This is a genomic window from Protofrankia sp. BMG5.30 (assembly GCF_001983005.1).
Taxonomy (GTDB): Bacteria; Actinomycetota; Actinomycetes; order Frankiales; family Frankiaceae; genus Protofrankia; species Protofrankia coriariae.
Map to the genome: position 1 here is coordinate 17635 of NZ_MOME01000036.1, position 11537 is coordinate 29171.

The following is an 11537-nucleotide window of genomic DNA, read 5'->3' on the forward strand; positions in this document are numbered from 1 at the left end:
CGGGCTGAGTCGGACGCGTGTGAGCCATCCRAATTTTGTTGCATTTAGTTATTTATATGAGACATACCGTAACAGGCCGCCACATGATCTATGCCACTATGGGCAACATTCGAGCTGAGCATCCCGGTCAGTACGGACTCGACCGATACACGTGGCAAACTGACGGGGTCRCATCGCCATCGGACCACACCGGCTGGCGGCGATGACGGCCGTTCCGTCCGAGCGGGTCTCGGCCTGGACGTGAGCCTACGAGAAGGCTGCTGGCAGGCATCGGCGCGTTGCCCGCAAGGTCGAGACGGAGGCCGGCTACATGTCCACGAAGCCGCCGTCTGCCTCCTCAGATCATGCTACCCAGGGTAATGAACGGTCACGTTCTCCTCGCTCGTTCCGTGCTCTGTACGGTGTGCTCTCGCTCACGTCCGCCGCGGCCGTCGTCGTCGCGGCACTGTACGCCGTCCGGGATGGCCGGCCCGCGTGGGACGCGCTCGCCCCGGCCCTACTGGTATGCGTACTCGGCCAGCTACCGATAGTCATTCGCCGAATCGGCCGGAACCTCGACGATCTCAACCTCGGAGAGATCTCGCTGATCATCGCCCTCGCGCTGGTCCCGGGCCCGTGGGTCGTCCTGCTCAGCCTGCCGACAACGCTGGGAGCACACCTGGTCGCCGGGCACCGGCCGCTCCCAGCGCTGCTGCGCACCGCTGTCGTCACCACGAGTACCGGAGCGGCCGTCCTGGCCGCGGCCGCGGCCATGGGTGGCCGCGACCTGCCGGCGGCGCTGCCGGACACCCGCGCGTTCGCCGCCATGGCCGTGGCCGCCATGGTGTGCGGCATCCTCACCTGGCTTCTCACGCTTCCCGGCACGTTCGCGGCAACGCGGTCGAGATGGCCTGCCCACCGCATGCCGCATGACAGCCTCGCCATCCTGCGGATGCAGTCGATCGTCGCGAACACCGCGCTGGGCCTGCTGGTACTCGCGGCCGTGAGCTGGAATCCGGTCGTCGCGCTGGCGCTTCCACTCGCCGCGGCCGGCCCCGGCATCGGCCACTACCGCAGGCTGCGCTCCCTGGAGGAACCCGGCCACTGGGACGAGGTCAACGCCGCCGCCCGGGAACTCGCCGACGCCGACGAGCCAACCGTCGTCATGATCGCACAGCGCAAGGCCGAGACCCTCTTCCACGCGGACAGCACGATGTTGACCATCTGGCCCCCGATCCCCACCGACACGGCACCCACCGAAAGCACATCCACCGACACCACGTCGACAACGACCGACCAGCACGCGCCGGCAACGGCCGAGCGGCATCCGTCCCCTGACACGCCGCCGGAAGACGTCCGCCAGGAAGATCCTCTTCCGGGGCGGAACACCCGCCGGCAGGAAGAGCGCCAGCCAGCTCCGCCCGGGCGTCGCAGATGGCTGCCATCCCGGATTCGGGAGGTCAGCACCCCCCTGCTCGCGGGCGAGGAGCAGATCGGTGTGCTCACCCTGGGCTTCCGCCGGCCGACGGCCTGGCGTCGCCACGAGGAGCAGGTCCTGGCGGCCTTCACCCAGACGGTCTCCCGCGCCCTCGCGCATGCCCGGCTGGAGGCCCACGCCCGCCAGGTGGCCGAGGAGCAGGCCCACGACGCCGGGCACGACTGGCTGACCGGCCTGGGCAACCGCCGGCTGCTGATGGCCAGAGCAGCGGCCGAGCTGCGGCGGCAGGCCGAGACCGGGCGGTCCGTCGCCCTCGTGATGATCGACCTGGACCGCTTCAAAATCATCAATGACACCCTCGGGCACAGCGCCGGGGACCGGGTGCTACAGGCGGTCGCCGAGCGGCTGCGGCGCGGCGTCCGGGCGGACGACGTCGTCGCCCGCCTGGGCGGGGACGAGTTCGCCGTCCTCGTCACCGGCATCGACGACCCCGCCCAGGCCGAGGCGACCGCCGCCGAACTCGCCGACGTGCTGTGCCGGGACGTCGTCATGGACGGCATCCCGCTGGCGGTGGAGGCGTCCCTCGGGGTCGCCTGCCACCCACAGGACGGCAGCACCATCGAGGAGCTGCTGAAACACGCCGACATCGCCATGTACCAGGCGAAACACTCCCACCCCCGGTGGCGGCGCTTCGACGCCGGCAGCCACGACCCGTCCCTGGAACGGCTCGCCCTGGTCGCCGAGCTGCGCTCCGCGATCAGCGGGAACGAGCTGGTGCTGAACTACCAGCCCCAGGTGGAGCTGCGGACCGGGCGAATCAGCGGCGTCGAGGCGCTGGTGCGCTGGAAGCATCCACGACGCGGGATGCTCACCCCCGAGATGTTCGTCCCCGCGATCGAGCAGTCCGGGCTGGTGCAGGACTTCACCAAGGCGATCCTCGAGCAGGCCCTCGTCGCGTGCGCCGGCTGGCGGGCCAGCGGGTTCGACATCACGGTGTCGGTCAACCTCTCCGCCCGTAACCTCCTGAACATCGAACTTCCCGGGGACGTGGCGAAGTTGCTGGTCAAGMACGACGTTCCGGCGGCGGCACTCACCCTGGAGATCACCGAGACCGCGATGATGTCGGACAAGCGGACGGCCCACCGGCTGCTGGGCAAGCTGCGGGAGATCGGCGTCCGGATCGCCGTCGACGACTTYGGCACCGGGTTCTCCTCCCTGACCATGCTGCAGGAGCGGATCCTCGACGAGGTCAAGGTGGATCAGAGCTTCGTCCGCAAACTGCTGGTCGAGCAGGGTGACGCCGCGATCGTCTCCGCCACGATCCACCTGGCGCACACCCACAACCTCCAGGTGGTCGCGGAGGGGGTGGAGACCGCCGAGCTCATGGCCGCGTTGGCGGCGCTGCGGTGCGACTTCGTCCAGGGCCTGCACACCGGCGCGGCCATGCCGCTGCCGGAGCTCACCGCCTATCTGCGGGCGTCGGAGTCCGCGCCCCGCCGGGCGGTCGGCACGAACGCCCGGATCCTGCCGCTGTACCGCAGGCGGCCCCGCGGCCCCAGACCCGCCGGGGACTGACCAGCCCGGGCACCCAGCCCAGGGACGCTGGCCGACCGGGACCGGAATCGGCTACCCGGTGGGAGGGTGTTCCCCGACAAGCTCGACCCGGCCCTCCTCGGCGGCACCCGCACCGTTGACGGAGCCGGCAGCGCCCCCGGCAGTGCCCTCACCGGGGTGGGCGGTGACCTCCCCGACGATCCAGGCGGGGACCCCGCGGGCGGCGAGCAGGTCCACGGCGGCGGGCGCGTCGTCCGCGCCGAGCAGGGCGACCATCCCCACCCCGAGGTTGAACGTGCGTTCCATCTCGGCCCGCGATATGCCGCCACGCCCGGCCAGCAGGGCGAACAGGGGCGGCGGGGCCCAGGTGGAGCGGTCCAGCCGGGCGGTCAGGTCGGCGGGCAGCACCCGCGCCAGGTTGGCCGCGAGCCCACCGCCGGTGACATGCGCGAAGGCGTGGACGTCCAGAGCCTCGGCCAGAGCGAGGCAGTCACGAGCGTAGATCCGGGTGGGGACGAGCAGTGCCTCACCGAGAGTGGTACCCAGGTCGTCCTCGTGGCGGGCCAGGGCGGCCCGGCCTTCCGCGGACACCCCGCCGGGGCCGTCCGGATCCGGCGGGCCGAGCAGCGCGTGGCGCACCAGGGAGTACCCGTTGGAGTGCAGGCCGGACGAGGCCATCGCGACCACCGCGTCCCCGGGCCGCACCCGATCCGGCCCCAGCAGCGCGTCCGCCTCCACCACACCGACGCCGGTGGCGGCGAGATCGTAGTCGTCGGCGCCCATCAGACCGGGATGCTCCGCGGTCTCACCGCCGACCAGCGCGGCGCCGGCCTGCTGGCAGCCCTGCGCGATCCCGGCGACGATCGCCGCGATCCGCTCCGGGACGACCGTCCCGCAGGCGATGTAGTCCAGCAGGAACAGCGGTTCGGCGCCGCAGACCACCAGGTCGTCCACGACCATCGCGACCAGGTCGACACCGACGGTGTCGTGTCGTCCGACCGCCCGCGCAATGGCGATCTTCGTGCCTACGCCGTCGGTCGACGAGGCGAGCAGCGGACGCCGGTAGCGGGTGACATCGAGTTCGAACAGCCCGGCGAAACCGCCGAGGGAACCGACCACCTCGGGCCGCGTGGCCCGGGCGACATGCTCGCGCATGAGCGCGACGGCACGGTCACCRGCATCGATGTCGACGCCGGCGTCCCGATAGGACACCGCGGCTGGGGGCGGGGCCGGTGCCGGGGGAGGCGTCACCGTCCTCGCGGCCGGTGGGCCAGGCGGAACAGGCGGTGGCACGCTCACCCCGGCTGCACCACGGAGTCCACGTCCGGGGAGGGGTCGGCGCCGTTCATCCCGGCCGTGATCTCGCTCACGACGTCCTCCAGCAGGTACTTGCCGAGATGGTCGGTGTGCGGGAGCGGCACCGGATACACCCCGTCGAAACAGGCCCGGCACAGCGTCTCGGCCGGCTGCCGGGAGGCCGCGACCAGGCCGTCCAGCGAGACGTAGGCGAGCGAGTCGGCACCGAGCGACTCACGGATCTCCTCGACGCAGGCACTGCTCGCGATCAGCTCCGCCCGGGTGGCGAAGTCGATGCCGTAGAAGCACGGCCAGCGCACCGGGGGCGAGGAGATCCGCACGTGCACCTCGGCCGCGCCGGCCTCCCGCAGCATCCGTACCAGGGCTCGCTGGGTGTTGCCACGCACGATCGAGTCGTCGACGACGACGAGCCGACGGCCGTCGATCACATCGCGCAGCGGGTTGAGCTTCAGGCGGATGCCACGCTGGCGGATGGTCTGCGACGGCTGGATGAAGGTGCGTCCCACATAGGAGTTCTTCACCAGGCCCTCGCCGTAGGGAATCCGGCTGGCCTCGGCGAAGCCGACCGCTGCCGGCACGCCGGACTGCGGCACCCCGATGACGAGATCGGCGTCCGCCGGGGCCTCGCGGGCGAGGGCACGGCCGACATCGACCCGGGCCGCGTGCACGGAACGGCCCGCGATCGTCGTGTCCGGGCGGGCCAGGTAGACGTACTCGAACAGGCAGCCGTGCGGCGTCGCGGGCGCGTATCTGTGCGAGCGTGGCCCGGCGGCGTCGATGACGACCAGTTCGCCGGGCTCGATCTCGCGGACGAACTCGGCGCCGACGATGTCGAGGGCGGCGGTCTCGCTCGCCACGACCCAGCCGGCCGCCGGGACGTCCCCGCCGAGCCGGCCGAGGACCAGCGGGTGCACCCCGTGCGTGTCCCGGGCGGCGTACAGGGTCGAGGTGTCGCAGAAGACCAGCGAGAACGCGCCGGCCAGCTGTGGCAGCACAGCCATGGCCGCGTCCTGCAGCGTCGGGCCCGGATGGGCGGCCAGCATGGCCGTGATCAGATCGGAGTCGGTGGTCGCCCGGATCCGGTCCTCACCGGTGTCGACAAGATCGGCAGCGAGCTCGACGGTGTTGGTCAGGTTGCCGTTGTGACCGAGCGCGACGACGTTCCCACGCTGCGATGAGCGGTAGGACGGCTGGGCGTTCTCCCAGGTCGACGACCCGGTCGTCGAGTAGCGGGTGTGCCCGATGGCCACGTGGCCGGACAGGCTGGCCAGCGTCACCTCGTCGAAGACCTGGGCGACCAGCCCCAGCTCCTTGAAGACGAGGACGGTCCGGCCGTCGGCGACGGCGATGCCCGCCGCCTCCTGACCCCGGTGCTGTAGCGCGTACAGTCCGTAGTAGGTGAGCTTCGCGACGTCCTCGTCCGGCGCCCACACCCCGAAGACCCCGCAGGCGTCCCGCGGACCGGGATCATCGGAGTAGTCGAAAACGCCATGATCAGGACCACAGCATCCCGCGCCGAAGCTCCCAGCGCCCGTGTGCGATGCGCTGGGACCACGCGCCGTCACAGCCTGCGGAATGCGGGCAGACCCGGGGCCTCCCGCCGAACAGGCAGGTGGACAGGTCGAACAGTCACCGACGTCGCGCAACACAGCTCCTTGGACGTCATTGGTACTGGTCCGGTGTCCACGCTAGCAGCGCGGGCCCGGGGCGACACCCGTCGATCTACAACTCATGCGGGCGGGAGCGGATATCACAGGCATGTTCAGCGTTTCTGACAGCAAAACCAGCGCGGCGACGTTCCCGTCGGGACGGCGGGACGATGATCATCACGCCGGTCGGGGGCATCAGGCGTCCCAGCGTGATCATCTGGTCCGCGACGGCGGGCCCGTCGGGCCGGCGGCCGGGTGAGCCCAACCGGATGATTCCGGTCAGGCGATCCGCAGCAGCGGGAGGTACGGACGAAGATCGGCACGGGCGCCGCTGGCTCGGACCCGACCGTCCGCCGTCGCATCCGCCCAGCTCAGCCGGCCTGCCGCGAGCTCGACGAAGGCGACCGCCCCGGCCTCGACCACGTTCGGCGGGGTGCCCCGGGTGTGCCGCGGGCCCTCGACCGCCTGCACCGCGGCGAAAGGGGGTACTCGGACCTCCACCGAGCGCCCCGGGGCACGGGTCACGAGCTCACCGGTGCACGCCTTCACAGCGAGCCGCAGCGCGTCCCGGGCCGGCTCGACCCCGAGATCCAGGCCGTACACGACGCCCGCCAGCACCTCGGCGAGCAGCAGATCCCCGAGGCGTATCCCGGCACCGCCATCACTACCACCACCGCCGTCCGTCCCGCCGGTGCCGGCGGCCGGGAACCCGTCGTCGGCGGCCGTGACAGCGACCAGGCGTCCGGTGTCAGCGCCGTCGACAGCGGCCACCGCGGCGGCGACGCGCTCCCGCAGCCGCGAGCGGGCGCCGGCCGCGAAACCAGCGGGATCGCCCAGAGCGGGGGCGTCGAGGCCGGCGGCCGTCGGCTGCCGGCCGGCAGGGAGGGCGGTGAGATGGCCGGCAAGGTAGACGGACGCGGACAGCGTCGGCGCGGTGGCGGGCGGCGGTGCGGACGCGGCCGCGTCCGCGAGCGCGGCGACGGACCTGGCCAGACGCCCGACGACGTCCGCGACACTGCGGCCGGGCAGCCGGCTCGGCCGCGTGAACGCCAGGTCGGCGGATGCGTCCACCTGGTCCGCGATCCGCTCCCACTGGCCGATCAGCGCCGGCACCAGCTTCGGATCATCACGACGAGCCGCGGACGCCACCGTCCGATTATCGACCGCACGCCAACGGCCGGTCGTCAGCCGTCAGCCGGCAGCCGGCAGCCGGTGGTCCGGTCATCGGCCGTCGGTCGGTGATCAGGCCGCGACGCGATTATTGATCTTTTACTCCTGGAACGCTGGCCCGGGCCGTCGAAGAGGAGGATGGGCCGATGGACACGCAGCCGTACGGGAACGTGATCGTGGACGCGAGCGCCGGCGGCACAGCCCCGGACGACCCGTTCGGGACGGCCGCCATCCGCCGCCGGGTGCTGGACGCCTGGGCCGCATCCCCCGCCCGCTTCCGCGAGGACGCGAACGCCGAGGAGGACGCCGCCCGCGGCGCCTACCACGACCGCCTCGTCGTGGAACTGCTCCAGAACGCCGTGGACGCGGCCCAGGACGCCGGGGCCGACTGCCGTGTCCTCATAACGCTGACCAGCGGCGACGCCCCCGGCAGCCATGCTCCTGGCAGCCATGCTCCTGGCAGCCATGCTCCTGGCAGCCATGCTCCTGGCAGCCATGCTCCTGGCAGCCATGCTCCTGGCAGCCATGCCCCCAACGGTCACGGCCCCGGCGACGGCGAGCGCGGCGGTGACGGTCACGGCAGCGGGGGCGGCAGCATACTGGAGATCGCCAACACCGGGGCGGCGCTGTCCGTACCGGGGGTCGAATCGCTCTCGACGCTGCGTGCCTCGGCCAAACGTGACACCGCGGCCCTCGGACGCTTCGGCGTCGGCTTCGCCGCGGTCCTGGCCGTCAGCGACACCCCGTCGATCGTGTCGCGGGACGCCCGGGACACCGCCGGCCTGCCGGGCGGCAGCCGCGGCGTCCGCTGGTCGAAGCGGGAAACGATCGACGCGGTGGGCAGGCTCGGGGTGCCGGCCCTCGACACCGAACTGGCCCGCCGCGGCGGTGCCGTCCCGGTGCTCCGGCTGCCCCTGCCCATCCTCGACGCGGCACCGCCGCCAGCGGGCTATGACACCGTCATCCGGCTGCCGCTGCGCGACGCCGACGCGACCGCCCTGGCCCGCGCCCTGCTCGCGGGCCTCGACCCGACGCTCCCGCTGGTCATGCCCGGGCTCACCGAGGTCACCGTTGTGATCGACGGCGTCCCGCGGACCCTGTCCTGCACCTGGGCGGACCGGACACCGGACGGCATGGAGATCGCGGTGCTCGACGGCRGGCGCTGGCTCGGCCGGGTCCGGCGCGGGATGATCCCRCCCGCCCTGCTCGCCGACCGGCCGGTGGAGGAGCGGGCCCGCACCGGGTTCGAGACACGGGCCTTCGTACGCGAGGGCGGCTGGCCCGCGGACGTGCCGAAACTCGTCCGCGCGCCGCAGCCGACCGACGAGCGGCTGTCGTTGCCGGTGCTGGCCAGCGTGGGCCTGCCGCTGGAGCCGTCCCGTCGGCACACGGTCGCCGGCCCGCTGCGGGACTGGCTGGTCGACCGGCTCGCCGAGACCGTCGTCGACATCGCCGTCGACCTCGGCAACGGCCGTCTGCCGGCACCGGACGCCCAGCCCACGTCGGCACCAGCGTCAGCACCGACGATCGCGAATGCCGCATCGACACAGACGCAGTCGCTCTGGGACGTCCTGAGAGCGCAGGAGACCCTGGACACGCAGCGGCCACAGGCGGATCCGGCGGGACCTGCCGCCTCGTCGCCGCGGACAGCGTTGGACGCCTCACTCTGGCGGGCAGCGCTGGACGCCCCGTCGGCTTCGGCGCCGACGGCCTCGCTCGAGCTCGTCCCCACCGGGCTGCCGGTCGGCGACGTCGACGCCAGACTGCGGGACACCCTCGCCCGGCTGCTGCCGGACGCGCCGATGCTGCCCGGCGGCCGCCGTGGCGGCGACTGTCTCGTCTGCGACCTCGGCCCCGCGACCGATCCGGTCACCGCGCTGCTCACAGCCACACCCGACGGTCCCGCCCCGGCCCTGGAAGATCCCGCTCCGGCCCTGGCGTCCACGGGCACCGCCGTGCTCACCGGTGGTCTCCCGCCCGCCGGCGCGGACCTGTCCGTCGGTGACGACGATCGCGCGGGCGGGCCCGTCGACGACCCCGGTGGCACCGTCGACGGGCTGTTGCCCGCAGCCTACGCCGCCCGCCGCTGGCGGCCGGCCCTCGACGCCCTGGGGGTGCGCCGCCTCGACACCGCCGGGGTCGTCGAGATCCTCGCCGAGCTGCGCATGACGCCGGCCTGGTGGGCACGGGTCTACGCGGCGCTGGCGAACGCTCCCGACCGGGACGCCCTCGGCGCCCTGCCCGTCCCGCTGGCCGCTGCCGCGTCCACCGCTGCCGTGATCCCCGCGGCCGTAGTCCCCGCGGCCGCTGCGACCGCCACGGCCATCGCGGCCATCGCGGACGCGGACACCAACACGAGCGTGACCGGCGTCGCCGACAGCCCCCAGGAGCTGGGTGTCCGGATGGTCACCGGCCCGCGCGGGGTGCTGCTTCCCACCCCCGAGCTGGACGTTGTCGCGCTGGTGGCCTCGGGTCTCCCGCTGCGGGTGGCGCATCCGGACGCCTGCGCCGGTGCCGCCCGCGACGCCCTGCGCACACTGGGCGCGGTCGAGGGCACCCCCGCCGGTGTCCTGCGCGATGGCTCCGTCCGTGACACGATCATGGATGTCGACGCGGACACCGATCCCGACGCCGCGCTCGCGCTGGCGGGCGCCGTCCTCGCTCTGGTCCGGGACGCGGGCTTCGGTGTCGCCGGCGGCATCGATGGCGGCGACACCGGCACTATCGACGACGGAACCATCACTTTTGGCGACGAGCCAACCTCCGGAGAGCTGTCCTGGCTCGCTGACCTGCTGCTTCCCGACAGCGACGGCGACTTCACCCCCGCCGCCGAACTTCTGATCGCCGACGGCCCGCTCGACCAGGTGCTCGCGGCGGACGCGCCGTTCCGCGCCCTGGCCGACGACTTCGCGCAGGCATGGCCGGCAGAGGTCCTCGAAGCGGTCGGGGTGCTGCGGACCTTTGCCGTGCTCAGCGCCACCGACGTCCGGCTCGATCCGGACGAGCCAGTCCTGCTCGACCTGGACGACAGCGACATCTGGGTGGCGGAGGTCACCGCCGGCGGCTCGGCCGGGGCCGGCCCGGCTCCGGCCGAGCCGGGCGCGCCACCCGCCCTGCGGACCTTCACCGCCATACGCGATCTCGAGCTCGTCGACCCGTCACGGTGGCCCGCCGCGCTCGCGGAACTGGCCCGGCCACCCCTGCGAGACGTGATCATGGGTTTCGACCGGTTCCGGTGGCCCGATCATCCTGGGTGGAGCCGGCGGGCCGGTGCCGACGCCGACCCCGATGCCTGGTCGGCCGCGGACGTCGGCGTGTCGTACACGCGCTGGTGGCTCTCGCGCAACGCGCTGCTTCCGGTCGCCGGATCCACGGCCGTGCTGCCGCCACCGGAACTGGCGCTGCCCGGCGCCGACCCGCTGCTGGTCGGGCTGTTCGCGCCGGCCGCCCCCCTACCCGGGGTCGACGCCGACCTGCTGCGCCGGCTCGGCTGCCGGCTCACGCTCGCCGACGTCCTCGGCGATCCGGACGCCGTGCTCGACCTGCTGGACCGACTCGGCGACGCCGACCGGGACGTACCGTGGTCGGCGGCCCGCGCCCTCTACATGGCTGCGGTGGACGCCGTCGCGGCCCTCCCCCGTGCCGGAATCACCAGCGACGACGCCTACCGCGACACCGACACCGTCGCCGACGGCGAGACCGACACCGACACCGACGGCGAGACCGACAGCGAGGGACCGGCCGGCATCGACCCACCGCTGACCGTGCGCACCCCGCACGGCGTGGTACGGACCTCCGACGCCGTGATCGTGGACGCGCCGGACCTCCTGCCGCTGCTCGGAGCGGGACGCGGCGCGCTGCGGCTGCCACTGGACCGGGCGGCCGAAGCGTCCTACGTGCTCGGCGTTCCCCTGCTGTCGTCGCTGGGCGACTGCGACGTCATCACCGCCCACGACAGCACCGCCCACGACACCGCCGTCGAAGCCGGCGGGAGGGCCAGCGCGGCGAACGCCTCCCCGGCCCCGGAAACCCCCGAAACCCCGGAAGAGCTCACGGCGCCGGACGGGACACCGTACCTTTCCCATGCCCGCCTGCTCGTGGCCGACGTCGACGGCCGGCCCACACCGGTCCCGTGGCGGGTGCTCGGCGGCATCGGCGGGGAGATCCACGTCGATGCCGGCGCCGGGACGGACGCGCTGGCCAGGGCCCTGGCCTGGCACGCCGGCACCTGGGACCGCCGGCACGCCATCGCCGAAGCGCTGCGCAACCCCGCCGGCGAAGCCCAACGCCAGGCCGAAGCCGACCTCGACGACTCCTGACCCAGCAGCGCCCGGCCACCGACTCGACAGGCAACAGCGGACACACAGGGCAGGAGCCGCCATTAAAGGTTGGACCCCTAAACTTTAATGCGAGCCCGCGGCGTTAAAGGT

General features: G+C 73.0%; 5 protein-coding genes. 2 read left to right on the forward strand and 3 right to left on the reverse strand.

What is annotated here, in order from left to right:
• Window positions 1-403 precede the first annotated feature (403 nt).
• A complete protein-coding gene (locus BL254_RS18390) occupies window positions 404-2992 on the forward strand; it encodes a bifunctional diguanylate cyclase/phosphodiesterase (RefSeq protein ID WP_076844248.1) in 2589 nt (862 codons plus the stop codon).
• 51 nt (window positions 2993-3043) lie between these two features.
• Here the strand turns inward: BL254_RS18390 and purM are convergent, their stop codons facing one another.
• The 3 genes from purM to BL254_RS18405 form a co-directional block, all read right to left on the reverse strand.
• Complete coding sequence (gene purM / locus BL254_RS18395) at window positions 3044-4222, reverse strand: phosphoribosylformylglycinamidine cyclo-ligase (RefSeq protein ID WP_047224832.1); 1179 nt, start codon at window positions 4220-4222, stop codon at window positions 3044-3046.
• A gap of 44 nt (window positions 4223-4266) precedes the next feature.
• A complete protein-coding gene (purF, locus tag BL254_RS18400) occupies window positions 4267-5853 on the reverse strand; it encodes an amidophosphoribosyltransferase (RefSeq protein ID WP_371390886.1) in 1587 nt (528 codons plus the stop codon).
• Between the two features lie 363 nt (window positions 5854-6216).
• Window positions 6217-7086, reverse strand: coding sequence for a sterol carrier family protein (locus tag BL254_RS18405; RefSeq protein ID WP_047224831.1), 870 nt, complete (start codon window positions 7084-7086; stop codon window positions 6217-6219).
• A gap of 167 nt (window positions 7087-7253) precedes the next feature.
• On the opposite strand from BL254_RS18405, the gene BL254_RS18410 reads away from it, so the two are divergent.
• Window positions 7254-11426, forward strand: a complete 4173-nt coding sequence (locus tag BL254_RS18410) for a sacsin N-terminal ATP-binding-like domain-containing protein (RefSeq protein WP_076844250.1) — start codon at window positions 7254-7256, stop codon at window positions 11424-11426.
• Window positions 11427-11537 lie beyond the last annotated feature (111 nt).